Origin of the sequence: Ralstonia flaminis, assembly GCF_958415495.1 — a bacterium.
In the GTDB taxonomy this organism is placed as follows: domain Bacteria; phylum Pseudomonadota; class Gammaproteobacteria; order Burkholderiales; family Burkholderiaceae; genus Ralstonia; species Ralstonia flaminis.
The window spans coordinates 34,153-58,994 of the sequence record NZ_CATZLL010000019.1; the positions used below are offsets into that span (position 1 = coordinate 34,153).

A 24,842-nucleotide genomic window follows, 5' to 3' on the forward strand; every position below is an offset into this window, starting at 1 on the left:
TGCGGTTTTTTCTTTGAGGTGGAGACGGACTCAGGCGACGTCCGGAAACACCGGCTCGCCCAGGTTCAGCATCAACCGGTTCGCCCACGCGAAGATCGCCACGGCGTGGATCAGGTCGAGGATTTCCGCATCTGTCAGCCCAGCGGCCTTGAGCGGCTGCAGGTCTTCGGCACGTATGTCACCGGGGCGCAGTGTCAGGTCGATGGAGAACAGTGCGATGGCCCGTTCACGCGCATTGGTGCCGGCGGTGTGTGGGTCTTCGAAGACCTGTTTGATCACGTCGTTGCGCTTGGCAAGCTGCTCGAAGCGCTGCGCGTGCACCGATGCGCAGTACACGCAGCCGTTCACGCGCGATACCACCGCGCTGGCGAGTTCGCGCTCCGCGCGAGACAGGCCGCCTGGTGCGTACATGATCGCGTTGAATGCTGCCGAGCGCTGGCGCAGGATCTCCGGCTGATGAACGAGGAAGCGGTAGTAGTCCGACGTCTTCGCCTTGGGGTGGCTCTCTTCCAGCACGGCGATCTGCTCGGGCGTGGCGCGGTCAAGGTCCACCACATCGAGCCATGCCTGCCATTCCAGCGATTCGTTGGTGAAGCCGTGGGCGCGGATGATCTCGGTCATGCTGCAGTCTCCGTGGAAGTTGCGGATGCATGGGGGCCGACGGCTGCGTCCAGCGCACGCAGGCCGGCGACCAACCGCGTTTGGTACGAGAGGAAGGCAATCAACTGCGCGAGGGTGACGACATCCGTCGTGGCAAGCCCGGCGGCGGGCAGCTTCTGCAATGCTTCGCGATCTCCTTCGATGGGGCGCTCGATGAGGGTGCGCGTGAAGGTGAGGATGGCGTGCAAACGCGGATCTGTCAGCGCTTCCACTTCACCGTGGTCGACCGCCTGCAATGTAGTGGCATCGACCTGCGTTTCTGCCAGCCGCGCGCGGTAATGCTCGGCCAGTTCAGGGGCAGGCGTCAGACGGCAAGCATAGAGCGCCACCAGCAGGCGTTCACCAAGCGTGAGGCCGGGCAGAGCGGGGTCGAACAGGGCGTCGTAGCTGCCTTGTGTGGCGGTCGCCACCTTTTCGCGGGCGTGACGCAGCGCGTGCGTGGCGCCGCCGTCGTCCAGGCCGGCAACCTGATCGACAACATCTTGAGCGGGCGTGAAATCCATCGTTGAAAGGCTCCGAGAATCGGGTACGGAGGCGCCGCGCGCAGCCACCGCGCTGGCGAGAAAGCGACGTACAGCGGCCCACGACTGCGCGTCAGCACGAGCGTTGGCGCGCGGTTCGCCGCCGCCGGTACTGATGCGGCCCGACACCGGGTGTGCGTAGACGAGCTGTGTGGTCGGCACGTACGGGAAGACGATGGCGTGGCCGGCGCCTTCATAGTCGAAATGCTGCACAGGGTAGGGGTGGCGTACCTCGGCCAGCTTGGCGGTGACCATGCGCGAGTAATCGCCTGAGGGCCAGGAGCCGTCGTCGGTGGCCGAGAGCAGCAGCACCGGCCCACGCGCGCGTTCGATGCGGATGCGTGCACGGGCGACGGCATCCATATCCTGCAGCGCGGTGCGGATGGCGCGCTCATGCCGGTGCGGCGCCGGGCCTTCATCGAATGGTGCCCACGTAGCGGTACGGTTGCCCTCCCACAGGTGTGGCAGCGGCTGGCCGCGGTACAGCCACGTCGGGCCTTCACGGCCGATGGCGGGGTCGGCGGCATTCTGTGCGCTGTGCACGACTGCACCCGGCACGTAGCCGATCACGGCGGACACGGCCTCAGGAAACGTCGCACCCAGCAGCAATGCCAGTTCACCGCCGCGCGATTGACCGCTCACTGCCACAAAGTCGTGCAGCGGCTCGACGCGCTTGCGCAGCCATGCGAGTGCACGCTCGAAGTACTCCAACGGCGTGTTGGAGATGTAGTCCGACAGCCCCGGCGCCTTGAAGTAGGCCAGCGCAAACGCCGCATAACCGTGCGAGGCGTACAGCGCCGCGCGCGGCTCGTTGATACCGCCGCCCGAGCCATTGAGGATCAGCACCGCCGGGCGCGGGCCGGGGTGGGCATAGGCGTCCGGCAAGTAGAGCGTGCCGACCAGGCCCTCATCATTGTCCGATGCGCGCACCTCGTGGCGGGTCACGCCGGGTGCTGCCAGTCGCTGCACGAAACGCGCGTGGATCGACTCGCCGCCGGCGGTGGCCGTGAGCGTGGTCGTCAGCGGCGCGGTCACTGGTTGCGGGAAGACCTCGCGCGCCTTGCCGTCTTCCGGGCGCTGGCTCCAGATCAGGCCCATGGCGCTGATGCCTGTGTAGTCGCCGGAGACCGGCGCATCGCGGGTCAGGTCGACGGTGCCTTGCGCGTCAGCGACGAAAGCAGCGCGGCTGTGCCACAGGACACCGTTGCCACGACGCGTTTGCGCGACGATGCCGACCTGCGCGCCGGGCGCCAAGCCTGTCACGACAATGCGGCGCTGCACGTCGATCAGGTCATCCGCCGGCGTGGCGTTGAGCACGAACGTAGCCATGGCGCGCTTACTTGCCGTCCTTGGTAACCATCTGCGCGGCTGTGCGGTCGCTGGTCATCGGGGTCACCTTCAGGCCCTTCTTGGCAGCCCACACGTTCTGGTAGTGGTACAGCGGCAGCACGCCCACGTCGTCCGACACGAGCTTGACCGAATGGCGCAGGATGGCCGCACGCTTCTCGACGTTGAATTCCTCGGTCGAGGCGTTCAGCGCGTTGTCCACGGCCGCGTTGCTGTAGTGGCCCCAGTTGGATGCACCCAGGCCCTTCTTGGTGTCGACGGTGGCCAGTACGTTGACCAGCGCGTAGCTCGCCTCGCCGGTGCCGTTGCCCCACGCCAGCATGCTCATCGCGTAGTCATTCTTGTTGGCGCGGCCCGAGTAGACCGACCAGGGCACCACCTCCACCTTGGTCTTCACGCCGATGCGCGACCAGAACTGTGCCACCGCTTGCGCCGTTTCCGGGCCTTGCGGGTAGCGATCGTTCGGCACGTGCATGATCAGGTTGAAGCCCTGCGGAAACCCTGCGTCGGCCAGCAGTTTCTTCGCTTGCGCCGGGTCGTAGGCAATGTTCTTCACGTCGGGGTTGTAGCCGTACGTGTCGGCAGGCATCCACTGGTTGGCGACAGTGGCTGCGCCTTGCAAGATGCGGTCGACGATGGCCTTGCGGTCAACCGCCAGCGACAGCGCCTGGCGCACGCGCACGTCCAGCAGCGGATTGTTGGCGAGCGGCTTGCCGTCGTTGCCCGTGATGTATTCGTTCGGGCCCTTGCGGAAGCTCGGCTGCAGCAGCATCACGCGCAGGCCGGGGTAGGCGAACACCTTCACGTTGGGCGACTGGCGCAGACGTGCGAGGTCGGCCACCGACACCTTGTCGATCACGTCCACCTCGCCCGAGAGCAGGTTGGCCGTGCGCGCGGCGGCGTTGTTGATGTAGCGGTAGTTGACCTTCTCCCAGATCTGCTTGCCACCCCAGTAGTTGTCATTGCGCGCCATGACCACGCGGTCGCCCGGCACATACGAGACGAACTTGTACGGGCCGGTGCCCACGACGGCGCGGCCAGCGTTGTAGTCCTCAGTGGCGGATTTTTCTCCCACGTGCTTGCTGACGATGTGCACGGAGGCGAGGTTCAGCGGCAGGTCCGGGTTCGGGATGTTCGTCTTGATGATGAGCGTGAGCGGGTCTTTGGCCGTGACCGATTCCACCGTGCGCAGATAGCCCGCGAAGGTCGCCACGCTGCCCGGCACGCTGCGCGCGCGCTGGTACGAGAAGATGACGTCATCGGCCGTGAAAGGCTGGCCGTCGTGCCATTTCACGCCGGGGCGCAGCTTGAATTCCCACGTCTTCGGGTCCAGCGTCTTCCACGACAGCGCCAGGCCGGGTTGCAGCTTGTTCCACTTGTTCTCGACCAGCAGGTCCCAGAAGTGCACGTCGACAGAGCGGTCGCCGGCATGGTTGTTCAGTTGCGGGTCGAGCGACGACAGCGGATCGGCAAAGCCGATGCTGAGTGTCTGTGCGCCGGCAGCACCAGCAGCGGCAAACAGGGCAACGGCAAGCGACGAGGCTAGGAGGCGTTTCACGGTTGTTCCCTTTGTAGTTGTTTGGTTGGCTTATTGAAGATCGTTCAGATCGCGTCGTTCAAATGACAGGCGCTGATGTGGTTGACCGCAATGCCGCGCAGGGTTGGGGCTTCGGTCTTGCAGCGAGGCATGGCGTGCGGACAGCGCGGGTGGAAATGGCAGCCGGTGGGCGGGTTCAACGGGCTGGGCATCTCGCCCTGAATGGCCGTGAAGGTCTTGTGCCGTGCAGACAGGCGCGGGATCTCCGCCAGCAGTGTCTGCGTGTAAGGATGGTTCGGGTGGCGGAAGACTTCCTCTGCCGGCGCCGATTCCACCACGCGGCCCAGGTACATGATCACCACGCGATCTGACAGGTGCTCCACCACCCCCAGGTCGTGGCTGATGAACAGGTACGTCAGGTTGAGCTGTTCACGCAGGTCCATGAACAGGTTCAGGATCTGCGCCTGGATGGACACGTCCAGCGCCGCCACTGCCTCGTCGCAGACAAGCATCGACGGCTGCACTGCCAGCGCCCGCGCAATGCCGATGCGCTGCCGCTGACCTCCGCTGAACTGGTGCGGGTAGCGGTCGCGCAGGGCGGGGTCGAGGCCCGCACGCTGCATCTGCGCGGCCACGTAATCGGCAAAACCGGCGCGGTCGGTCAGACCGTGTACACGGGCCGCCTCGCCGATGATCTCTTCCACGCGCAGGCGCGGGTTGAGGCTGGCGTATGGGTCCTGGAAGATCATCTGGATCTTCAGTCGGGCATCGCGCGCTTCATCGGCTGAGAGCGTGTTGACTGACTTGCCATCCACGCGCACCTCGCCGTCGGACGGCGGCATCAGCCCTGCGGCGATGCGGCCGAGCGTGGATTTTCCGCAGCCCGATTCGCCAACAAGGCCGACGACTTCACCCGGTTGGATTGCCAGGTCGATGCCATCGACGGCGCGCACCACGGCGGGCGGTTTCGCGAGCCCCAGACGCTGCAGAATGCTGTCAACAGGGCCGATTTTCCGATCGCCAAAGCGCTTGCCGACTTGCTTGAGTTCTACCAGCGGCGTGCTCATGCCACCTCCCGCGTGGCGGTCGGCAGTGTGCCGGGGTGGAAGCAGCGGACAAGACGTGCGGCGTTCGGCTGTGTCGTCTCCGGGCGGACGTTGCACGCCTCGGAGGCACGCGGGCACCGCGCTGCAAACGCGCAGCCGGCCGGCAGTGACAGCAGGTTCGGCGTCATGCCCGGAATCTGGCGTAGCCGCTGGCCACGGCGGTTTTCGCTCGGCAGGCTGTCAATCAGGCCCATGGTGTAGGGGTGCAGCGGTGCATCGAGCACGGCATCCACTGGGCCGTGCTCGACGATGCGGCCGGCGTACATCACGGCCACCTCATCGGCCAGGCCAGCCACCACGGACAGGTCGTGCGTGATCCAGATCAGCGCAGTGCCATGCTGGCGTGCGAGCTTCTGTACTTCGGACAGAATCTGCGCCTGGATGGTCACGTCCAGTGCGGTGGTCGGCTCATCGGCAATGATCAGGTCGGGTCGATGCAGCATCGCAATGGCAATCGCCACACGCTGCCGCATACCGCCCGAGAGCTGATGCGGATACGCGCGCAGCCGTTCTTCGGGGCTGGGAATGCCCATCAGCCCCAGCGTGTCGCGGGCGTGCTCGTGGGCCTGTGCGTAGCTCATGCTGCTGTGCGCGCGCACGGCCTCGATCATCTGGGCATCGATGCGCAGCACGGGGTTGAGCGTCATCATCGGGTCTTGAAAGACCATGGCGATGCGGTTGCCCTGCAGCTTGCGCAGTTCACGCGGAGCCAGCTTGGTGAGGTCGCGCCCCTGGTAGAGAATCTCGCCACTGACGACGCGGCCGGGTGGGTCAACCAGACCCATGATCGAGAAGCCAGTGACCGACTTGCCAGAGCCCGACTCGCCCACGAGCCCCAGGATGCGTCCGCGTGCCAATGAAAACGACACATCGTCCACCGCAGGCAGTACGCCGTCGCGTGTGAAGAAATGCGTGCGCAGGTTGCGGACTTCCAACGTCAATGGATTGGAACTTGCGGACACGCTCATCGTTGTGTCCTCGGGTTCAGCACTTCGCGTAGGCGGTCGCCCACCAGGTTGATGGCGACCAGCGCCAGCAGCAGTGCAATGCCCGGATAGAAACTGATCCAGTACTGACCAGACAACATGTATTGGTATCCGTTGGCAATCAGGAGCCCCAGGGATGGCTCGGTAATCGGTACGCCCAGGCCCAGGAAGGAGAGGGTGGCTTCCAGCGTGATCGCACGCGCCACCTGCAGCGTGCCCACGACGATCAGCGGCGGCAGGCAGTTCGGCAGGATGTGCTTGAGTGCAATGCGCCAGCCAGGCAGGGCGAGCGAGCGTGCGGCTTCCACGTATTCGCGGCGGCGCTCGACCAGCGCTTGCCCGCGCACCGTGCGCGCGTAGTACGCCCACTCCAGCAGCACCAGCGTCAGCACCACGTTGCTGATGCTCTTGCCGAGGTAGGCCAGGATCATCATCGCCACCAGCACGGACGGAAACGACAGCAGCAGATCGACCGTGCGCATGATGAAGTTGTCGACCTTGCCACCGGCGTAGGCGGCAATCAGCCCGAGCAACGTGCCGATCACGGCGGCGACGGCTGCCGAGCCGATCCCTACACCCAGGCTGATGCGCAGACCGTAGAGGATGCCGGAGTAAAGATCGCGCCCCTGGCCGTCTGTGCCGAGCCAGTACGTAAACGTGCCCAGACCGTTGGGCGAACCCGGCGGCAGTCGCGAGTCCAGCACGTCGAGCTGCATCAGGTCATACGGGTTTTGCGGCGTGATCCACGGTGCGGCCAGCGCGGCGGAGATCAACAGCACGACAACGACCAGCCCGAAGATGGCGGATTTGGATGCGAGGAAATCCGCTGCCACACGCCGCCAGGGGGACTGCTTGCGCGGCGCCGGAGCGGCAGTCGCCACTGTGGTTTGCGAAGACGCGTTCATGCGGCCTCCGCGTTATCTGCTGCGCGCACGCGCGGGTCCAGCATGCGGTACAGGATGTCGACGATCAGGTTGAGCGACACGAACAGGCACACCACAACGATGAGGTAGGAGACGATAACGGGGCGGTCCAGCGAGTTGATGCTGTCTAGAATCAGCTTGCCCGCGCCGGGCCAGGCGAAGATGCTCTCCGTGACAACGGCAAAGGCGATGGTCGAGCCCAGCTCCAGGCCGAGCACCGTCACCAGCGGGATCAACGTATTGCGCAGCACGTGCGCCAGCACCACGCGTAGCGGCGACAGGCCCTTGGCGCGTGCGAACTTCACGAAGTCCATCGGCAGCACCTCGCGCACGCCGGCTGAAGTCAGCCGCAACACCAGCGAGAGCTTGAACAGCGATAAGTTGATGGCGGGTAACAGCAGGTGGCGCAGGCCATCGGCCGTGAGCCACGACCACTCGACGCCGAACAGGCGGGCAGTCTCGCCACGCCCGCTGGCGGGCAGCCAACCGAGGCTTACGCTGAAGGCCATGATGAGCATCAGGCCCACCCAGAAGGTCGGCAGCGAGAAGCCCACCACGCTGCCCGTCATGAGCAGACGCGACACCGGATGATTCGGGTACAGCCCTGCGAACAGCCCCAGCGGCACGCCGATCACCACCGCGATGATGAGCGCCGCAAACGCCAGCTCCAGCGTGGCTGGCAGACGCTGCAGGATCAGCTGGATGGCGGGTTCGTTATAGACGAAGCTCTTGCCGAGGTTGCCGTGCACAGCACCGTTCAGGAAGCTCAGGTACTGCTGCCACAGCGGCTTGTCCAGGCCGAGCTCGGCAATGATGCGTGCGCGGTCGATCTGGTCCACGTCCTGACCGATCAGGATGTCGACCGGGTTGCCGATGGCGTGCAGTCCAACAAAAACGATCACCGTCATCACCAGCACGACCAGCAGCGCCTGGCCGATACGGCCTACTAGCCAACCGAGCCAACCCGTCATCGCGCGACCTCCTTGCGCGGTGCGTTCTGCACGGGCTCGGGCGGCGCTGCAGGCGTCCATTCATCACCGAAAATTTCCGGCTCGGCATAGGCCTGAATGGCGGCGTAATGCGCGTCGATGTCTTCTTGATACAGCAGGCCTGCAATGCCTTGCGCCAAGCGTTTCGCGCCTTCACTGATGGCGGGGATGTCGCCCGACACACTGCCGTGCGTGAGGGATGCCGGATAGCAGAAGCAATGTATGCGCGACAGACCGGGCAGCGAGCCAGGCACCTTCTCGCGAAATTCAAATGCGGCGCCGAGATCGGGGGAGTCGCTCAGCTCGGTGTCTTCCTCGCCGGGGCGCGGAGTGTAACGGTCGCGCCATTGGCGGATATGCGGCGCCAGCTGGCTGAATTCGGGGCGCGAGGTCCAGTCAGTGCGAAAGCCTGTCGAGAAGATCAGGAAGTCCAGATGGAACACGCCTTTGGGTGTGGCCACGTGCAGCACGCCGTCGTGCTCGTCCACGCCCAGAATGGCGCAGCCGAGGTTGAAGCGTGCATTGGCGTGGCGCGACACGCGCAGCGTGCTGCCACGCGGCGGCGGAACCTGTTCAACGTTGATGTAATGACGGATGCGCCATTTCCATGCGTCGGGCAGATGCAGGTGGCCGTGCACGAGCCCGGGGCTGCCGGCGCCCTTGCCCTTGTTGACGCGGGGCAGGTCGGAGCGGCGGATGAGCAGATCGACGCTCGCGGCGCCCGCTTCCAGCGCCGTCGCTGCCGAGTCCATCGCCGATGCGCCCGCGCCGATCACGCCAACGCGCTTGCCGGCCAAGGTGCCGTAGTCCATCTCATCGGACGAATGCGCCCACCAGCGGCGCGGCAGGCGACGTGCAAAGTCCGGCACGGTCGGGCCACCCAGGCCGTCGCGTCCGGTGGCCAGCACCACGCGGCGCGCGTACACGCGTTGCGTTGGCTGGCCCGGCACATCGATCACGAGTTCGACGGCGCCATCCTTGCGTGGGTGAATCGCCTTCACGTGGTGCTCATTGCGTACATCAATCTGCAGCACATGGCGGTACCAGCGCAGGTAGTCCATCCATTGCAGGCGCGGGATCTTGTCGAGCACTTCCCACGCATCGGTACCGAACTGTGCTTCGAACCACGCGCGGAAGGTCAGCGCGGGCAGGCCCAGCGCAGGGCCCGTCAACTGCTTGGGAGAGCGCAGGGTTTCCATGCGTGCGGTGGTCGCCCACGGGCCTTCGAAGCCAACGGGCGAGCGGTCGAACACCACGGCCCCGATGCCCAGATGCTTGAGCGATGTTGCAGCCGCCAGGCCAGCCATGCCGCCGCCAATGACGGCCACGTCCAGCACGGGTTGGCCGTTCAGTTCATGCGGTAGCGTCCACGCCTTGGCGGGGAGCTCCAGCCAGGCAAGGTCCTGGCGCAACCGGGCTTCCAGTGCCTTCAGTCCGGTGGGCCCGGTTGCTTGCGGTGCGTTGTCTTGTTGTACGGCGGTCATGCGGACGCGTCTTCTGTTTCGTTGGTGGGTTCGCCGTACAGCACTTGCAGCATGCTGGCGTGGCGTGCCGGGTCGTGCAGCTTGCAGTCAGGCAGCAGTCGTTGCGCGGCGCGGGAGAGGGCGTCGATCAGCGCGGTTACGGCGGCTGATGGCCGCTTGGCCTCGGGTGTGATCACGCCAAAGAAAAAGGGGATGTCGGCATCGATTGGGCGCACGGTCACGCCATCAATCGGCACGCCGTATGCCGTGACGGGCTCCAGCAGCGCCACGCCCAGGCCGGCACGCACGGCGGTCAGCGCGTTGAATGAGGCGTTGGTTTCTATTAATTCGGTTGGCGTGACGCCGGCTTGCGCGAGTGCCTGATCCAGGCGACGGCGCAGGCGATACGGGTTGTGCATCGTCACGATGCGCCGTCCAGCGCAATCGGACAGTGTCACGCGTGAGGCGGCGGCCAGCGGGTCACTTTGCTGCACCGCAGCCACGCATGCCGATTCGCCAATCCAATGCACCGTCACGCCGCGATGCTCCAACGGCAGGCTGCTGATGCCGAGATCTGCCGCGCCAGTCAGCACGGCATGCACGACCTGCTCGGGCGAGGCGCTGCGAATCTGCACGTGCTGGGCCAACTCGGGGTGATCGGCCAGCGCCGCGGGCAGCAGCCCGGCCGCCAGTGCAGAGGTGGCCGCTAACCGCAGCGGGCGCGCCTCGCCGCGCGCGATCTCTTCTGCGCGCGTGCGGATTTGCCGCAAGCTGATCAGCGTGTGTTCGACGTCTTCATAGAGCAGGAAGCCCTGCTCAGTGGGCGAGACGCGCGGCCCTGCACGCGTGAACAGGGCATAGCCGATTTCGGCTTCGAGGTCTTGAATGAGCCGGCTGATGGCGGGCTGCGAACGGCCCAGCAGTTTGCCTGCCGCAGTGACGCTGCCGGTCGACATGACGGCAGCAAACGCTTCGAGTTGTCGGAGTTCCATCAGCCTGATTGATCCCAGTCATGCATGTGGTTCATGCATTCTGGTAGAGGCAGTATGCGAATTCCAAATAGTATTTTCTTATGTACTCATGCGTTTTACGCAGGCAACCGCTATGCCCAGCGGTGAAGCGGCGGAGTTGGGTCGGAATTATCAAAAAAACCGCCGTACGAGACGGCGGTTCTTGCAGCGGGCAGTGTACGTAGATCAGTTGGTCTGCTTGGTGATCTTCGTGCCTTCGACCGATGCGCCGGCCATCAGGCCTGCGTTGGTCAGGTTGAAGCCGATGATCGGCTGTTGCACGGTATTGGTATCGATCGCGCCGTTGGCACCGATCTTGGCCAGTGCCACGGTGGCGTCCACGCCGGCCGTCCAACCTTGGCTGTTCTGGAATTTCTGCAGCGCTTCGTCCGTCATGAAGAGGATGATGAGCGCGCGCGACTGGGCACCTGCCTGGAAGCCCACCGAAGCGGAGGCGATGTTGTAGTAGCCCAGCGGTTTGCCACCGCCGGTGCGCAGCACGCCTTCGCCGTACTGTCCGCCGACCACGAAGCCGGCATTGAGCACCGACGGGAACACCAGCACGCCCTTGGCGCGCCCAACGAGTTCACGCGAGCCATTGGCCGTCGTGTACAGGCGCGAGAGCACGGAATCGGCCTGCGAGTTGGTGGTGGCGTGCTTGTTGGTCGACGTCATGACGTCGGAGCCCTCAGCATTCGGGCTGGTGGTGGTACAGGCTGCGATCTGGGTGCCAAGCAGCGCGATAGCAGCAAGCGTGGAGGCAGTACGACGGCTGATGAGGTTTTTATTCATGGCGATCGGTCTCAGTGTTGTGGAAAGGGGCCAAAAGGAGCAAACGCGCCCTGTGTAACGAGCTGACGTGGGCCCCGAACTTGTCGGCCAAGGGTGTCAATCTTCTGGCAGCAAGCGGCGTGCCCGCCATATCAGATGAACGCCTGAGCGCTCAGTTCCTGACATTAGGCGAGATTTGTGGCTGACGTAGCGCTTTTTCACACGGGTTTGTGTAAAAGCGAAAGAACGCCATGTCGCTTGCATGTTTTGCAAGCGCAATAAAAAACCGGCGCGAGGCCGGTTTCTGGTGCGGTGCAATAGCCGAAGGTCAGATCCAGACGATGAGCCCAACCACGCCGATGATCAGACCGAATTTCACCACGTAGTAGACCTTGCGGTTCCATGCCTTGAAGCGGCGGCGATACTGGCCCATCAGCCAGACATAGCGGAACAGCTTGTTGATGCCGCCGGTCTGGTCGCCCTCATCGTTGGGCGAGCTGGCGGCCGTCATCACCTTGCGGCCGAGCCACTTGTTGATACGCTGCGCCCAGCCGAATTTCATCGGGCGTTCGATATCACAGAAGAGGATCAGGCGATCCTTTTCGGAGCCGTTCTGCGCCCAGTGCAGGTAGGTCTCGTCGAAGACCACGCCTTCGCCGTCGCGCCAGCTGTGGCGCTCGCCATCGACTTCGATAAAGCAGCGGTCATCGTTCGGCGTGGCCAGGCCCAGGTGGTAGCGCAGCGAGCCGGCAAACGGGTCTCGGTGCGGGTTGAGCTTGCCGCCCGGCGGCAGCTCGGCAAACATCGCAGCCTTCACGCTGGGCAATTCACGCAACAGTGCCACGGTCTTTGGGCAAAGCTGCTCGGCTGACGGATGGCTCGCTTCGTACCACTTCAGGTAGAAACGCTTCCAGCCATTCTTGAAGAAGGAGTTGAAGCCGGCGTCGTCGTTCTTCTCGGCCGCCTTGATCTTGCTAAGGTTGACCAGCGCCAGGCCTTCGTCACGAATCTGTGGCCACGCGGCCTGCAATTTTTCCAGATCCGGAAAGCGTTCGACCGGCACATAGGCCGTCTGCGGCACGCCCGAGAACGCATACATGAAGCAGTTGACCGGCGCGACCACGGCGGAGTGGTCGAACATCTGGCGCCAGAACTTCAGGCGCACCTTGCCGCGAAAGTGCACGTACAGGATGGAGCCCAGGTAGAGGGCAACGAGAATCCACTTGATCAAGGCGACTTCCTTGCCGCGCAAAGGCGGTCAGCAAATGAGAGGGCGCAGGGCAGGGGGACACGCTGCGCGTAATTTCGTATTTTAACCGTGGAGCAGTATTGCGGCGTTGATGTAAGCCAACAGGCGTGGCCGGGTTGATTGCGCTTTGTGACAGCCCAGTGCGATTTTGTCGGCGCAAATGTGATCTTTTGTCGCGTTGTGCGCTATGCGCCTTACAATCGGATTTTTCGCCTCGGTGGATTTTTAACTGCGGGCGGCAACCGGAGGGGACCATGGACGCGAAAAAACTTGCCGAATCGCCCAACCCATTGGCTAACGAGCCGTCGACTATCGGTTTGCTGCAAGCGAGCACTGAATCATTGGACGCCTCCATCCGCCGCGCACAGGAAGCCCTGAGTGCCGTATCGGCCCGGCTCGCACGCCAGGGCGTGACCGTCAGCCCGCCCGCAGATCGTTTTGTCGAAACTGATGTCATGTCGCCAGCTGAGGCGCGTGCTCTGGCCGAACGTTGCATTGCCGGGGCCGAGTCCGATGCCGCCAGCATGGCGCGAGCCTTCTCGGCGCTGCTGATGCAGGTGGATGCGTTGGAGGCCGATCACGCAGGCCGTCGCCGCGTGCTGCGGCAGTGGATGGTGAGTCAGCTCACCTACAAGATGCTCTATCTGCACCACAGCGGACAGGATCCGATGGTGCCGCCGCGCGCGTTGCGGGCGCAGAAAGAGCGCGTGAAGGCGCAGGTGTCTGCGCTGCTCGACGCCGGGCGCTCTTATGCCGATGTGCGCTTGACCGACCTGCGCTTCGACGGTGACAGCGCAGGCCAGGCAAGCTAGGCGGATTACTCCTCGTCGTCTTCCTCGGAATCGAGGAAATCGCGGCGGGTCAGCCAGTCGGCGATGGCTTCGTCGCAGGCATTCTTCAGCTTGGCCTTGTTGTCCACCTTGTCGAACAGCGTGAAGTTCATCAGCGCCAGGCCCAAGTCAGTGATGTAAAACATGCGCTTGGGGTTTTCGAAGTGGACGATGCGGCCGTCGATATCCCCATCGTCTTCCGGCGCGGCGGGCATGTCTTCGAGTTCCACCACGCGGCACGTGAAGCGCGGCGAACGCGTGTGCGTGAGGTATTCGAATTCATCGTGCGACACTTCGCCGGACGGTGTGACGGCAATGGCGAACCCCCAGATAAAGCGCGGGGTCGGCAGATCCGACAGCTCGTCGATTTCATCCATCCTTGTTTCTCCAATCTAATGATGGCTTCTACTAACGCTGCATTATCGCGCATGAACAGCACATTCGGGCACGGCGCAGAAAGCACAATGCCGTGCTGCCTTGCACGGTAATCGTATGACTGACCCGCGTGTTCATCAGGTCGTTGACGGCTTGGCGGCCCGCAGCGCCTTTGACGCTGCAGCTTTGGTGCCCTGGATTGTTGCAGGGCAGCGCGTCGGCTGGCTGGACGCCAAGCGCGCCGCGCTGCTTGGGCGCTGGCCGCAGTGGTTCGAGGTGTCGGCCGGGCGGGTCGATTTGCGCAACACCCTTGCCACCGAGGGCGAGCGTACGGCCGCCTTGGCCGAGGTGATTGCGCGTTTGGCCGAGGGGGGGCATGTACGCGGGTGGCGCGACGAGCAATTCGTCGTCAACACCGGCTGGGGCACGCCTGTACTGGCGCTGATTGAACGCGCGGCCGCACGCTTTTTCGGCATCCGCACCTACGCCGCCCACATGAACGGCTTGATCGAGGGGGGGGATGACGCAGGGCCGATGCTCTGGCTGGCCCGCCGTGCCAACACCAAGCCGATCGACCCCGGTATGTGGGACAACCTCGTCGCCGGCGGCATCGGCCATGGGTTCGACGCGCGCGGCGCGCTGGAAAAAGAATGCTGGGAAGAGGCCGGCATCGGCGCCGATCTGGCAGCCGGGCTGATGCCGCGCGGCACGATTGACGTCCTGCGTGCCGTGCCCGAGGGCATCCAGAACGAGACCCTATTTGCCTTTGACCTGACGCTGCCTGCAAGCTTCACCCCTGCCAACCAAGACGGCGAGGTCGCCGGCCACCTGCGCGCCAGCCCTGACGCGGCGCTTGATATCATGGCGGATTGCGCGATGACGGTGGACGCCACGCTCGTCACCCTTGGCGCCTTGGCGCGCTTGATTCCGTCCGTGGTGCTGCAACGGTTCGCGCCTGACAACAATACGTAAAACGCTTCATGAGTCACTCCGGTTTCATCCTCACCCTGTCCTGCCCGGACCAGCCCGGCATCGTTCATGCCGTGTCCGGCCTGCTGTTCGAGCAGGGCTGCAATATTCTCGATTCCGACCAGTACGGCGACGAGTTCACCAACCGCTTCTTCATGCGCGTGCATTTCGTGCCGCAGGGCCAGCCGCTGGACCTGCAGACGCTGCGCGACCGCTTTGCACCCATCGGCGAACGGTTTTCGATGCAATGGGGCATGTTCGACGCCGCGATCAAGCCGCGCGTGATGATTCTCGTCTCGAAGATCGGCCACTGTTTGAACGACCTGCTGTTCCGCGCCCGCGCCGGCCAACTGCCGATCGAGATTGCCGCCATCGTTTCGAACCATCGCGATTTCTATCAACTGGCTGCGTCGTACGACGTGCCGTTCATGCACTTGCCGCTGCTGCAGGCGACTGACGCACAAAAGGCCCAGCAGGAAGCCCGCATCTGGGAAATTGCCCAGGAGCAGCAGATCGACCTGGTCGTGCTCGCGCGCTACATGCAGATCCTCTCGGACGACCTGTGCCGCAAGCTGGAAGGCCGTGCCATCAACATCCACCACTCGTTCCTGCCGAGCTTCAAGGGCGCCAAGCCGTACTACCAGGCACATGAGCGCGGCGTGAAGCTAATCGGCGCGACGGCCCACTATGTGACAGCCGATCTGGACGAAGGTCCGATCATCGAGCAGGAGATCGAGCGCGTGGACCACAGCATGGACCCGGAGCAGCTCACCGCCGTTGGCCGCGACGTGGAATGCGTGGCGCTCGCTCGCGCCGTGAAGTGGCATGCCGAGCATCGCATCCTGCTCAACGGCCACAAGACCGTCGTCTTCAAGTAACGGGTAGGTGGGCGTATGACACGACAGATCATCCTCGATACCGAAACCACGGGCCTGAACGCCGCCACTGGCGACCGCGTGATCGAAATCGGCTGTGTGGAGATGGTCAACCGCCGGCTGACCGGCCGCAATCTGCACTTCTACATCAACCCTGAGCGTGAAATCGACGCGGGCGCGATGGCGGTGCACGGCATCACCAACGAGTTCGTGGCCGACAAGCCCAAGTTTGCGGAAATCGTCGACGAGATCCGCGACTACGTGCAGGGTGCCGAGGCGATCATCCACAACGCCCCGTTCGACTTGGGCTTCCTGGACATGGAATTCCAGCGCCTGGGTCTGCCGACCTTCCGCGAGCATCTGTCGGGGCATATCGATACCTTGCGCGAGGCGCGCCAGATGTTTCCGGGCAAGCGCAACTCGCTGGATGCGCTATGCGACCGGCTGGGCGTGAGCAACGCGCACCGTACGCTGCACGGCGCCTTGCTGGATGCGGAGCTGCTGGCCGAGGTCTACCTGGCCATGACGCGGGGCCAGAATACCCTGGTGATCGACATGCTGGACGGCGGCGAGAGCGCCTCGGCAGAGGCCGCCACCATCGATTTGAGCGCGCTTGAACTGCCAGTGCTGCAGGCCACCGAGGCGGAAGCCGCAGCCCATGCCGGCGTGCTCAAGGAGATCGACAAAGCCAGCGGCGGCAAGACCATCTGGACACGGGAGGCGCAGGAAGCCGCGCCTCCGGCGGCTTGATGCAAAGTCGAAGCAAAAAAGTGCGGCCGGGGGCTTTACACGGGCATAGCTTTTCGCCATAATCTCGTTTTCGCCGCATCCCGGCAGCAGTTTTCGGGTGGTTAGCTCAGCGGTAGAGCACTGCCTTCACACGGCAGGGGTCACAGGTTCAATCCCTGTACCACCCACCAAATTCGCGAGCAATCGCAAAAAAAGGCCCTCTGGCAATCGCCGAGGGCCTTTTTTCTTTGCCATCTTCGTTATTCGCTCCCGCGCGCTCTGCGGCATCTCCTCTCTGGCGCAAAAAAAACGACAAACAGCCCGCTTGAATGATGTGGGTGACGCCTGCACCGAATCGAGGCCACTCGCCCTGTTTTGTGCAATTGGCCGTTGCTCAATGGTGGGAAGGTTGCCAGTACAACTGGGATGCCGCCTGGGTTGCTGTGCATGCAACAGCGCAGCAACCATTGTGTGCGGAGGGCCGGGATAACCCCTGCTTCCGTTGGGGCGGTTGGTGGGAACTCATGCAGATCGGTTACGTACAAACATGCGAGCGCACCCGTGGAACTGGGTAAGCTTTCTGCTCTACCTGAGCGGACGTGCTGGCGATGTGCGCAGCGGCGACAAATTGCTGCGTATGAATATGCTGATGAGATTGCGAGCCGTTCCGATTTGGCACTGCATGGCGTCGAGCGCTAATGCGATCACGAGTGGCTGTGCACCGCTCGAGAGGCTCAAGCGTTCTTGTGCTCATCCGTGATTGGTCTACAGTGGAATAAGTACCGCATTCAACGCACGCAAGAACTAGCCTCGTTCCAGCATGACCATGCTGGTGGTGAGGAAGAAATCTACGGGGGAGATATGGATATTTTCCGCCACTACGCTACGCGTTTCGAAGCTCGCAAAGAGGACGAGTACAGCATCCAAGAGTACCTGGATATCTGCAAGAAAGACTCCACCGCTTATGCGACCGCAGCCGAGCGCATGCTTGCTGCAATCGGTCAGCCGGAACTGGTAGACACGCACCACGATCCTCGGCTGTCGCGATTGTTCTTCAACAAGGTCATCCGCATTTACCCGGCCTTCCGGGAGTTCTACGGCATGGAGGACACGATCGAGCAGATCGTCTCGTTCTTCAAGCATGCTGCGCAGGGCCTGGAGGAACGCAAGCAGATCCTCTATCTGCTCGGGCCCCCGGGCGGCGGCAAGTCTTCTCTGGCTGAAAAGCTGAAGGCGCTGATGGAGCAGATTCCCATCTACGCGCTCAAGGGCTCGCCCATTCACGAGTCCCCGCTCGGGTTGTTCTCGCCCGAGGAAGACGGCAAGATCCTGGAGGAAGACTACGGCATCCCAAGGCGCTATCTGAACTCGATTGCCTCGCCGTGGGCCGTCAAGCGGCTGCACGAATTCAACGGCGACATCACGCGGTTCCGCGTGGTGAGGCTGCATCCGTCGGTGCTGTCGCAGATTGCGATCTCCAAGACGGAGCCCGGCGACGAGAACAATCAGGACATTTCATCGCTGGTCGGCAAGGTCGACATCCGCAAGCTGGAGGACTATCCGCAGGACGATCCGGATGCCTACTCGTATTCGGGCGGGCTGTGCCTGGCCAACCGCGGGCTGCTTGAATTCGTGGAGATGTTCAAGGCGCCCATCAAGGTGTTGCACCCGTTGCTGACGGCCACGCAGGAAGGCAACTACAAGGGCACGGAGGGCTTTGGCGCGATTCCGTTTGACGGCGTCATCCTAGCGCACTCGAACGAGGCGGAGTGGCAGAGCTTCAAGTCCGACCGCAACAACGAGGCCTTCCTCGACCGCATCTACATCGTCAAGGTGCCGTACTGCCTGCGCGTGTCGGATGAGGTGAAGATCTACGACAAGCTGCTGCGTAACAGCTCGCTGTCGAACTCGCCTTGCGCGCCGAACACGCTGAAGATGATGGCGCAGTTTGCGGTGCTCACGCGCATCAAGGAGCCGGAGAATTCCAACATCTTCTCCAAGATGCGCGTCTATGACGGCGAGAGCCTCAAGGACGTTGACCCGAAGGCGAAGTCGTATCAGGAGTACCGCGATTTTGCCGGCATTGATGAGGGCATGACCGGGTTGTCGACGCGCTTTGCCTTCAAGGTGCTGTCCAAGGTCTTCAACTTTGATGGGGCGGAGGTTGCCGCCAACCCGGTGCACCTGCTGTACGTGCTCGAACAGCAGATCGAGCGTGAGCAGTTTGCCCCGGAGACCGAATCCAAGCTGATGTCCTACATCAAGGAGTATCTGACTGCGCCTTATGTGGAGTTCATCGGCAAGGAGATTCAGACCGCCTATCTGGAGTCGTATTCGGAATACGGGCAGAACATCTTCGATCGCTACGTGGTGTTTGCCGACCTGTGGATCCAGGATCAGGAGTACCGCGATCCGAACACCGGCGAAATTCTCGATCGCAGCGCCTTGAACGATGAGCTTGAGAAAGTGGAAAAACCGGCGGGCATCTCGAACCCGAAGGATTTCCGCAACGAGATCGTCAACTTCGTGCTGCGCGCGCGGGCCAAGAACGGGGGCAAGAATCCGCTCTGGACCAGTTACGAGAAGCTGCGCGCGGTGATCGAAAAGCGGATGTTCTCGACCACGGAAGACCTGCTGCCAGTGATCTCGTTCAACGCCAAGTCGTCGCACGACGATCGGGCGAAGCACGAGAACTTCGTCAACCGCATGGTGGAAAAGGGCTATACCGAGAAGCAGGTGCGCCTGCTGGTGGAGTGGTATCTGCGCGTACGGAAGTCGTCTTAAGGAGAGGGTGCCAGGCAGACAACTTCCAACCGAGGGCAGGCACATGGGCACGATCATCGATCGGCGGGAGAACGGCGGCGGCAAGAGTACCGTCAACAAGCAGCGCTTCATCAAGCGCTACAAGGAGCAGATCCGTCGCGCGGTGGCCAAGGCGGTGTCCGGCCGGAAGATCATGGACATCGAGCAGAGCGGGCAGGTGTCCATTCCGGTCAAGGACATCTCCGAGCCTATGTTCCACCACGGCTCGGGCGGGCGCCGGGAGGGCGTCCATCCCGGCAACAGGCAGTTTGTCCGGGGCGACAGCTTCGACCGCCAGCAGCAGGGCAGCGGTGGTACGGGCTCCCAGGCGAGTGATTCGGGCGAGGGCGAGGACGACTTTGTCTTCACGCTCTCACGCGAGGACTTCCTCAACTTCTTCTTCGAGGACATGGCTCTGCCCGACATGGCCAAGCGGCACCTGGCCAAGATCGCGGAGGTGCGCAAGGTGCGGGCTGGCTATTCGCTGGACGGCACGCCTTCGAACCTGTCCATCCTGCGCACGATGCGCAGCTCCCTCGGCCGCCGCATTGCGCTATCAAGCCCGTATCAGCGGCGCCTGCATGAACTGGAGACTGAGTACAACGAGGTGCTCCAGAACGACGGGCCGTACTGTGCGCGCGCGTTGGAGCTGATGAAGGAGATGCGGCACCTGCGCTCGTGCCTCGATCGTGTGCCCTTTATCGAGAAGCTCGACCTGCGCTACAACAATCGCGTGCAACGCAAGCGTCCACAGGCGCAGGCGGTGATGTTCTGCGTGATGGATGTGTCGGGCTCGATGGATGAGCAGCGCAAAGATCTTGCCAAGCGCTTCTTCATGCTGCTCTACCTGTTCCTGAAGCGGAACTACGAACGCATCGACGTCGTCTTCATCCGTCACCACACCGTGGCCAAGGAGGTCAGTGAGGAGGACTTCTTCCACTCACGTGAATCTGGCGGCACGGTGGTATCGAGCGCGCTCAAGCTCGTCACGGAAGTGATCCATGATCGCTATCCACCCAGCCAATGGAACATCTACTGCGCCCAGGCATCGGACGGCGATAACTGGGCGGGGGATTCAGAGCTTTGCGCCCAGCTGCTGCGCGAATCGATCCTGCCGGTGACGCAGTATTTCGCGTACATCGAGGTGGTCTCGACGGAGCCACAGAACCTGTGGGAGGAGTATCTTACGGTGCAGGCTGCATACGAGAACTTTGCGATGCAGCGCATCCTCAAGGCCGACGAGATCTATCCGGTATTGCACGATTTGTTCCAGAAGCGCACCACCTGAATGGCAGTGCCCGCGGCGCTGCATTGGCCCGACGTATTTGCCAACATGCGGCAAACACGCTGCAGCATGTGACGGAGTCAACGGGGAACGAGCATGGCCTATCTTTCGACAGGCTCGGAATGGACCTTCGATCTGATCAAGCTCTATGACCAGAACATCGCCCGCATTGCCGGCGAGTTTGGTCTGGACACGTATCCGAATCAGATCGAGATCATTACCGCAGAGCAGATGCTGGATGCCTATGCGTCGTCCGGCTTGCCTCTGGGCTACAACCACTGGTCATATGGCAAGCATTTTCTGGCTTCCGAGCGCGGCTACCAGCGCGGCCAGATGGGGCTGGCTTACGAGATCGTCATCAACTCCAACCCCTGCATCGCCTACCTGATGGAGGAGAACACGATGCCGATGCAGGCGCTGACGATCGCGCACGCCTGCTACGGCCACAACTCCTTCTTCAAGGGCAACTACCTCTTCCGCACCTGGACCAACGCTGACGCCATTGTTGACTACCTACTGTTCGCCAAGAGCTATGTGGCGGAGTGCGAACGCCGCTATGGCGAGCAGGAAGTGGAGTTGCTGCTCGATTCATGCCACGCGCTGCAGAACTACGGGGTGGACCGCTACCGACGGCCCAAGAAACTGTCGATTACCGAGGAGCAAGCGCGCCAGGACGAACGCGAAAAATACCTGGAGGCGCAGGTCAATGACCTATGGCGCACGCTGCCCAAGCACCGTGCGCATGCGCTAGCCACCGCAGACGATGCGCCAGAGCCGGAACCGAAGTTTCCGCCAGAGCCGGAGGAGAACCTTCTCTACTTCATCGAGAAGAACGCGCCGAAGTTACAGCCCTGGCAGCGAGAGATTGTGCGTATCGTGCGCAAGATCGCACAGTACTTCTATCCGCAGCGGCAGACCAAGGTCATGAACGAAGGCTGGGCTACGTTCTGGCACTACACCATCCTGCACAAGCTATACGACGAAAAGCTCGTCAACGATGCCTTCATGCTGGAGTTGCTGCAGGCACATACCAATGTGATTTATCAACCCCCATACAACAGCCCGTACTACAGCGGCTTCAATCCGTACACGCTTGGCTTCCTGATCTTTCAGGACATCCGCCGCATTTGCGAAGCCCCGACCGATGAAGATTTCCGCTGGGCCCCCGAGATCGCCGGCAGCGATTGGCAGGAAACACTCGACTTTGCCATGCGCAACTTCAAGGACGAGAGCTTTCTGCTGCAGTTCCTGTCACCGCGGGTGATTCGCGAGCTGAAGTTGTTCTCGGTGCTGGATGACGATCGCGAGCCCAAGCTGCGCGTGACCGCCATCCACGACGACGAGGGCTATCGCATGATTCGCCAGCTATTGGCGAGTCAGTACGACCTGTCGAATATCGAGCCGAACATCCAAGTCACCAATGTGGACGTGGGGGGCGATCGCTCGTTGACCATGCGGCATCAGCAGAACCACCGCCGCCCCCTGGGCAGCAACTACGAAGAGATGGTGCGCCACGTTACCCGGCTCTGGGGTTTCACCTGCCGGCTGGAGGTGGTCTACGAAGACGGTCGGCGCGAAATGAAGTACGAGTGCAAGCCTGACTAGCGCGTCAACCGCCGGTGCGTTGCTGTGCTCACACCGCCGGGGCAGCGGGCTCAGCGTGTTTCGCGCTCGCCTTTTTCTTGTCTGAAGGCTGAAGTGTTTGCGGCATGCCTTGCAGTTCCGTGGCCCTCAGCGCGCCGAACAGAGCGCGGACTGGTGCGATCATCGGTTCGTCTCCCCAATGTGTCGCCAGCGTGCGCCAGGCTTCTGCCGATGTGGTGGCCTGTTGTAACAGGGCGTTCTGCTGCTCGTTCACCATACTCAGGATGGTCTGGAAGAGGCGACTGCTTTGCTCGATGCGGGTTTGCAGCAGGGTGGCCGGCAGCGCGGCCAGGTCTTCCCAGTTGGTAGCTTCAGAAACTGAGGCGCAGGCTTGCAGTGCGCGCCGCTCCGCATCTTCCACGCCCTTAAGCGTGATTTTGAGCGCGCGTTCTTGCGTTTCCTCCAGCGTGGTCAGGGTGTGCAGGGCGGTTTGTAGCTGAGTGCGAAAGACTTCGAGGGAGAGATCGATCGGTGCTTGCACGGCGTGCCTCCAAAAATGGGTGGGTGGCGAGGCCCTGCCGATGTTGTCCGCTGTCTCGCATGGCGCCCCTTTCTCCCCCGGTCCCCCAAAGGCCGTTCGCTGTTCTGGTGCAGGCGAAACTGCCCTTGGCAGGTGACGCAACCGGGGTGGCGTCACCTTCTGAGATGCTTGCGCTACATGCCGAAGCGAAAGTGTCCGCTGCGCAGCACGATGTTGTGTGAGTCGGTCAGCTTGAACAGCGAGCGCGCCATGTCTTCGATGGTTCCGCGATGGGTTTCCATCGCTTGCAGCAGATCTTCCTGCCGCCAGGAGCGGGCGCCGAAATGTTCTTCCAGTGCCTCCGCCGTCACCGCATAGCAGGCGTACGTGCCATCGACGCTGGCGGTGCAGGTGAGGGTGAGATCTGCTGCGCAGTAGCGCGGAGTGCCTGTGTGGAATTCAATCGATTTCATGGCCGGCCTCCATGAAAAAAGGCGATGCGCCGTGCGCCGCTATTGCTCCAGTGTATGGCGCGAGTGGCTGAATGCAATGTCGTTACGAAGCGGTTTAGACCGGCGTCAACCCTGGGTTTCTCTCGCGGCACGAGGCGTGTGTCAGTGTGTATGGCCGCCGGCACCCGCACGTGACCGGCGGCTCGATCCAATCCCCCGGCTACATCGCACACAGTTGCAGGCGTGCAATGCCGGCCTTATAGCGCGACAGCCAGAGTGCGGCCTCCGTGCGGTTGCTCACCCCGATCTGCCGGAACAGCGCGTACAGATGATTTTTGATGGTGCCTTCGGCCACATTGAGCACGCGGCAGATCTGTTTGTTGGATTTGCCTTCAGCAAGCAGTTGCAGCACTTCGTGCTGGCGCGGCGTAAGGCGGCGCCACACTTCGGCCGGGCTTTCGCCGCTGGCCTGTCGCGGATCATCGGGGTACAGGTTGCTGATGGGCGGCAGATAGACCGCGCCCGAAGTGATGCGCTGCAAAGCTTCGAGCAGAACATCGGCGGTGGCCTGGCGGTCGACCACACCGGCGGCGCCAAAACGCAACGCATCGCCCACCACGTGCCGGCCAACGGCCTGCACCGTCAGCAAGACAGGCACTTCCGGCAAGACGGCTTTCAGGTCTGACAGGCGCTGCCGCGCATCATCATCCTGCGCACTCCATTCCATGACCACCGCGCTGGGCTCTGCCTCTCTGCAGGCTGGTCCAATTGACGCGGAATAGTGTGTATCGATAAACACACCCTGTGCATCGAGTGCATTCAATACATTGGACACACCTGCCGCAAAAAGCGGCAAGCTATCGATTACCAGAATATTCATCGACCCCTCGTACTTCGGTTAATTATTCTCAAGCGAAACCGATTATTTTGTAGGGCGCGAATGATCCGGGTGCATTGAAACGGAAGTTCAGTGCCGAAAGTCACGGGCGGGTTATCGCCAGGTATTAGGCCGCTGTACTGGGGCCACGACTGGGACTTTCGTGGCATCGAACCTCGTCGTCAAAGCACTTACTTTGGATTTCGGCGCACAAACCTGTGCGTCAAAATAATTCAAAGTAAGGAGTTTTAAATGGACAACGGACTTATCGGATCGGTTATCAACGCGCTGCCGATCGACAAGATGATCTCCGCGCCGCTGCAGGCAATGATCGCGGCGCAAACCTCGGCAGCAAAATCCTATGCGGATTTTCTGCTGCAGGTGTGTATTCAGAATGGCAAGGCCGTTGCGGTGCAATTCGACTATGACGAAACCATCGTCGATGAGAAGGGTGTGTCGCAGGGCACGATCCAGAAGACGATGCGCATTCCGCTGCTGTGTGCGGTTGTGCATCCGGTAATTGCCATCGAAGAAGGCACGATCGACTTCGAGCTGGAAATTTCGCAGTCGGAAAAGTCGTCGTCGTCCACCGAGGCGGAGGGTTCGTTCCAGGCCAAGCTGGGCTGGGGCCCGTTCAGCGTGTCGGTGTCGGGCCGCGCCTCCCACAAATCGGAGCAGACGCGCAGCACTGATACACGTGCCAAGTATTCCTTCCACACTCAGGTCAAGCGCCAGAACCCGCCTGAAGCGCTGATGCGCGTGATGGAATTCCTGACCGACGCTGCCACCAAGCCGGTGGTGGTGAAGGGCAAGGAGAACGACGTCAAGCCGCTGCCGGCCACGCCGACCGACGGCACGATGGTTGGTGAGAAGGTGCCCGCCGGCGGCAACGCCCCGGCCCCGGCTCCGGCTAACCCATAAGCCACTTCGGCGATGGGCACCGGCCCGCCTCCCCACAGCTGGTGTCCTGACCGGCGCGCGT

23 protein-coding genes and 1 tRNA gene are annotated in these 24,842 nt (G+C 62.6%); 9 read left to right on the forward strand and 15 right to left on the reverse strand.

The annotated features are described in order from the left end of the window. Positions 1-30: 30 nt before the first annotated feature. From R2N11_RS23535 to lpxO, 11 genes are all read right to left on the reverse strand, one after another. Positions 31-621: a peroxidase-related enzyme gene (locus tag R2N11_RS23535; protein WP_199027474.1), complete on the reverse strand. Its 591-nt coding sequence runs from the start codon at positions 619-621 to the stop codon at positions 31-33. Next, on the reverse strand, positions 618-2,510 hold the full coding sequence (locus R2N11_RS23540) for a CMD domain protein (RefSeq protein WP_316682588.1): 1,893 nt from the start codon (positions 2,508-2,510) through the stop codon (positions 618-620). The genes R2N11_RS23535 and R2N11_RS23540 overlap by 4 nt, the downstream gene beginning before the upstream one ends. 7 nt (positions 2,511-2,517) lie before the next feature. After that, the gene (locus R2N11_RS23545) at positions 2,518-4,086 is read right to left on the reverse strand and encodes an ABC transporter substrate-binding protein (RefSeq protein WP_316682589.1); all 1,569 of its coding nucleotides are present in this window, start codon (positions 4,084-4,086) and stop codon (positions 2,518-2,520) included. Between the two features lie 44 nt (positions 4,087-4,130). Next, positions 4,131-5,132, reverse strand: a complete 1,002-nt coding sequence (locus R2N11_RS23550) for an ABC transporter ATP-binding protein (RefSeq protein ID WP_316682590.1) — start codon at positions 5,130-5,132, stop codon at positions 4,131-4,133. Continuing rightward, positions 5,129-6,139 (reverse strand): ABC transporter ATP-binding protein, encoded by a 1,011-nt coding sequence (locus R2N11_RS23555; protein WP_199027459.1) that lies wholly within the window; start codon positions 6,137-6,139, stop codon positions 5,129-5,131. Before R2N11_RS23555 ends, R2N11_RS23550 begins: the two co-directional genes overlap by 4 nt. Further along, positions 6,136-7,062 carry an ABC transporter permease gene (locus tag R2N11_RS23560; protein ID WP_316682591.1) on the reverse strand — a complete coding sequence of 309 codons (927 nt, stop codon included), beginning with the start codon at positions 7,060-7,062 and terminating at the stop codon, positions 6,136-6,138. The genes R2N11_RS23555 and R2N11_RS23560 overlap by 4 nt, the downstream gene beginning before the upstream one ends. Next, entirely contained in the window at positions 7,059-8,051 is a 993-nt protein-coding gene (locus R2N11_RS23565; protein ID WP_021194855.1) for an ABC transporter permease, read from the reverse strand. Before R2N11_RS23565 ends, R2N11_RS23560 begins: the two co-directional genes overlap by 4 nt. Further along, a complete protein-coding gene (locus R2N11_RS23570; RefSeq protein ID WP_199027455.1) occupies positions 8,048-9,553 on the reverse strand; it encodes a flavin-containing monooxygenase in 1,506 nt (501 codons plus the stop codon). The genes R2N11_RS23565 and R2N11_RS23570 overlap by 4 nt, the downstream gene beginning before the upstream one ends. Continuing rightward, on the reverse strand, positions 9,550-10,524 hold the full coding sequence (locus R2N11_RS23575; protein WP_199027453.1) for a LysR family transcriptional regulator: 975 nt from the start codon (positions 10,522-10,524) through the stop codon (positions 9,550-9,552). The genes R2N11_RS23570 and R2N11_RS23575 overlap by 4 nt, the downstream gene beginning before the upstream one ends. Positions 10,525-10,728: 204 nt before the next feature. Continuing rightward, positions 10,729-11,334, reverse strand: a complete 606-nt coding sequence (locus R2N11_RS23580) for a BPSL1445 family SYLF domain-containing lipoprotein (protein ID WP_316682592.1) — start codon at positions 11,332-11,334, stop codon at positions 10,729-10,731. 307 nt (positions 11,335-11,641) lie between these two features. Further along, entirely contained in the window at positions 11,642-12,544 is a 903-nt protein-coding gene (lpxO, locus tag R2N11_RS23585) for a lipid A hydroxylase LpxO (RefSeq protein WP_316682593.1), read from the reverse strand. A 272-nt stretch (positions 12,545-12,816) separates the two neighbouring features. Between lpxO and R2N11_RS23590 the strand changes: the two genes are divergently transcribed. Continuing rightward, on the forward strand, positions 12,817-13,374 hold the full coding sequence (locus R2N11_RS23590; protein ID WP_199027441.1) for a hypothetical protein: 558 nt from the start codon (positions 12,817-12,819) through the stop codon (positions 13,372-13,374). A gap of 5 nt (positions 13,375-13,379) precedes the next feature. On the opposite strand, the gene R2N11_RS23595 is transcribed toward R2N11_RS23590, so the two are convergent. Continuing rightward, positions 13,380-13,769 carry a hypothetical protein gene (locus tag R2N11_RS23595; RefSeq protein ID WP_199027439.1) on the reverse strand — a complete coding sequence of 130 codons (390 nt, stop codon included), beginning with the start codon at positions 13,767-13,769 and terminating at the stop codon, positions 13,380-13,382. Positions 13,770-13,884: 115 nt separating this feature from the next. Here R2N11_RS23595 and R2N11_RS23600 point away from each other — a divergent pair, with 115 nt between their 5' ends. From R2N11_RS23600 to R2N11_RS23630, 7 genes are all read left to right on the forward strand, one after another. After that, the gene (locus R2N11_RS23600) at positions 13,885-14,739 is read left to right on the forward strand and encodes an NUDIX hydrolase (protein ID WP_316682594.1); all 855 of its coding nucleotides are present in this window, start codon (positions 13,885-13,887) and stop codon (positions 14,737-14,739) included. An 8-nt stretch (positions 14,740-14,747) separates the two neighbouring features. After that, the gene (gene purU, locus R2N11_RS23605; protein WP_199027435.1) at positions 14,748-15,614 is read left to right on the forward strand and encodes a formyltetrahydrofolate deformylase; all 867 of its coding nucleotides are present in this window, start codon (positions 14,748-14,750) and stop codon (positions 15,612-15,614) included. Positions 15,615-15,629: 15 nt separating this feature from the next. Next, positions 15,630-16,361 (forward strand): DNA polymerase III subunit epsilon, encoded by a 732-nt coding sequence (gene dnaQ, locus R2N11_RS23610; RefSeq protein ID WP_316682595.1) that lies wholly within the window; start codon positions 15,630-15,632, stop codon positions 16,359-16,361. 95 nt (positions 16,362-16,456) lie between these two features. Further along, positions 16,457-16,531: transfer RNA gene (locus R2N11_RS23615), tRNA-Val, on the forward strand. 670 nt (positions 16,532-17,201) lie between these two features. Continuing rightward, positions 17,202-19,124: a PrkA family serine protein kinase gene (locus tag R2N11_RS23620; protein ID WP_199027431.1), complete on the forward strand. Its 1,923-nt coding sequence runs from the start codon at positions 17,202-17,204 to the stop codon at positions 19,122-19,124. Positions 19,125-19,167: 43 nt separating this feature from the next. Next, positions 19,168-20,430 carry a YeaH/YhbH family protein gene (locus tag R2N11_RS23625; protein ID WP_199027428.1) on the forward strand — a complete coding sequence of 421 codons (1,263 nt, stop codon included), beginning with the start codon at positions 19,168-19,170 and terminating at the stop codon, positions 20,428-20,430. 93 nt (positions 20,431-20,523) lie between these two features. Beyond that, the gene (locus R2N11_RS23630; RefSeq protein WP_316682596.1) at positions 20,524-22,032 is read left to right on the forward strand and encodes a SpoVR family protein; all 1,509 of its coding nucleotides are present in this window, start codon (positions 20,524-20,526) and stop codon (positions 22,030-22,032) included. Between the two features lie 28 nt (positions 22,033-22,060). Here R2N11_RS23630 and R2N11_RS23635 read toward each other — a convergent pair whose 3' ends face one another. From R2N11_RS23635 to R2N11_RS23645, 3 genes are all read right to left on the reverse strand, one after another. Beyond that, a complete protein-coding gene (locus tag R2N11_RS23635) occupies positions 22,061-22,552 on the reverse strand; it encodes a hypothetical protein (protein ID WP_316682597.1) in 492 nt (163 codons plus the stop codon). A gap of 173 nt (positions 22,553-22,725) precedes the next feature. Continuing rightward, positions 22,726-23,004, reverse strand: a complete 279-nt coding sequence (locus R2N11_RS23640) for a DUF1488 family protein (RefSeq protein ID WP_199027422.1) — start codon at positions 23,002-23,004, stop codon at positions 22,726-22,728. A gap of 199 nt (positions 23,005-23,203) precedes the next feature. Further along, on the reverse strand, positions 23,204-23,863 hold the full coding sequence (locus R2N11_RS23645) for a response regulator transcription factor (RefSeq protein WP_316682598.1): 660 nt from the start codon (positions 23,861-23,863) through the stop codon (positions 23,204-23,206). Positions 23,864-24,112: 249 nt separating this feature from the next. Here R2N11_RS23645 and R2N11_RS23650 point away from each other — a divergent pair, with 249 nt between their 5' ends. Continuing rightward, complete coding sequence (locus tag R2N11_RS23650; RefSeq protein WP_199027417.1) at positions 24,113-24,781, forward strand: DUF2589 domain-containing protein; 669 nt, start codon at positions 24,113-24,115, stop codon at positions 24,779-24,781. Positions 24,782-24,842 lie beyond the last annotated feature (61 nt).

Coding starts and splice junctions, on each gene's coding strand:
- R2N11_RS23535 (WP_199027474.1), bottom strand. CDS start 621: ATGACCGAGATCATCCGCGCCCACGGCTTCACCAACGAATCGCTGGAA.
- R2N11_RS23540 (WP_316682588.1), bottom strand. CDS start 2,510: ATGGCTACGTTCGTGCTCAACGCCACGCCGGCGGATGACCTGATCGAC.
- R2N11_RS23550 (WP_316682590.1), bottom strand. CDS start 5,132: ATGAGCACGCCGCTGGTAGAACTCAAGCAAGTCGGCAAGCGCTTTGGC.
- R2N11_RS23555 (WP_199027459.1), bottom strand. CDS start 6,139: ATGAGCGTGTCCGCAAGTTCCAATCCATTGACGTTGGAAGTCCGCAAC.
- R2N11_RS23560 (WP_316682591.1), bottom strand. CDS start 7,062: ATGAACGCGTCTTCGCAAACCACAGTGGCGACTGCCGCTCCGGCGCCG.
- R2N11_RS23565 (WP_021194855.1), bottom strand. CDS start 8,051: ATGACGGGTTGGCTCGGTTGGCTAGTAGGCCGTATCGGCCAGGCGCTG.
- R2N11_RS23570 (WP_199027455.1), bottom strand. CDS start 9,553: ATGACCGCCGTACAACAAGACAACGCACCGCAAGCAACCGGGCCCACC.
- R2N11_RS23575 (WP_199027453.1), bottom strand. CDS start 10,524: ATGGAACTCCGACAACTCGAAGCGTTTGCTGCCGTCATGTCGACCGGC.
- R2N11_RS23580 (WP_316682592.1), bottom strand. CDS start 11,334: ATGAATAAAAACCTCATCAGCCGTCGTACTGCCTCCACGCTTGCTGCT.
- R2N11_RS23590 (WP_199027441.1), top strand. CDS start 12,817: ATGGACGCGAAAAAACTTGCCGAATCGCCCAACCCATTGGCTAACGAG.
- R2N11_RS23595 (WP_199027439.1), bottom strand. CDS start 13,769: ATGGATGAAATCGACGAGCTGTCGGATCTGCCGACCCCGCGCTTTATC.
- R2N11_RS23600 (WP_316682594.1), top strand. CDS start 13,885: ATGACTGACCCGCGTGTTCATCAGGTCGTTGACGGCTTGGCGGCCCGC.
- purU (WP_199027435.1), top strand. CDS start 14,748: ATGAGTCACTCCGGTTTCATCCTCACCCTGTCCTGCCCGGACCAGCCC.
- dnaQ (WP_316682595.1), top strand. CDS start 15,630: ATGACACGACAGATCATCCTCGATACCGAAACCACGGGCCTGAACGCC.
- R2N11_RS23620 (WP_199027431.1), top strand. CDS start 17,202: ATGGATATTTTCCGCCACTACGCTACGCGTTTCGAAGCTCGCAAAGAG.
- R2N11_RS23625 (WP_199027428.1), top strand. CDS start 19,168: ATGGGCACGATCATCGATCGGCGGGAGAACGGCGGCGGCAAGAGTACC.
- R2N11_RS23630 (WP_316682596.1), top strand. CDS start 20,524: ATGGCCTATCTTTCGACAGGCTCGGAATGGACCTTCGATCTGATCAAG.
- R2N11_RS23640 (WP_199027422.1), bottom strand. CDS start 23,004: ATGAAATCGATTGAATTCCACACAGGCACTCCGCGCTACTGCGCAGCA.
- R2N11_RS23645 (WP_316682598.1), bottom strand. CDS start 23,863: ATGAATATTCTGGTAATCGATAGCTTGCCGCTTTTTGCGGCAGGTGTG.
- R2N11_RS23650 (WP_199027417.1), top strand. CDS start 24,113: ATGGACAACGGACTTATCGGATCGGTTATCAACGCGCTGCCGATCGAC.